Genomic DNA, 618 nt, shown 5'->3' on the forward strand with positions numbered 1-618 from the left:
TGCATCCTCGTGCTGATCGGTGCGACGCCGGAAGGCCGCAAGGAACTGGTCGGCTTCACCGATGGTGCCCGCGAGAGCGCGCACGACTGGCGCGATCTGCTGCTTGATCTGAAGCGGCGCGGGCTCGACGTGCCTCCGCGGCTCGTCATCGCCGATGGCGCACTCGGCTTCTGGAAAGCCGCCGGCGAGATCTGGCCGAAAACGCGCGAGCAGCGCTGCTGGGTACACAAGACTGCAAACGTGCTCGCCAAGCTGCCGAAGAGCCAGCAGCAGAAAGCCAAGCGCGCGTTGCAGGAGATCTGGATGGCTGAAACGAAGGTCGCCGCCGAGCTGGCGTTCGACGCCTTCATCGAGAGCTACGCGCTGAAATACGAGAAGGCGGCCGACTGCCTGAGCAAGGATCGAGACACGCTGCTCGCATTCTACGACTTCCCGGCCAAGCGATTTTTTCATTATCGAGATGACGCTTGCTGGAAATCGCGTGCGTCCATTCTTTTGTTCGGCCGCGCCGCAGGCCCATTCTTCCGTCCCGGCCATCAATCTTGCAGCCGCCGCGCGCAGGGGCGGTCAAGGCTGGCCGCACTTGCGGCCACCGCAAGGCTTGGCCTTGACCGGCCC

The 618-nt window shown here is 64.1% G+C and carries 1 protein-coding gene; it reads left to right on the forward strand.

Annotation, left to right across the window (positions count from 1 at the left end):
* The coding region (locus IVA82_RS44345; protein ID WP_247387756.1) for a transposase at positions 1-618 on the forward strand (618 nt) is incomplete at both ends.

It is taken from the genome of Bradyrhizobium sp. 142, from assembly GCF_023074015.1.
GTDB lineage: Bacteria > Pseudomonadota > Alphaproteobacteria > Rhizobiales > Xanthobacteraceae > Bradyrhizobium.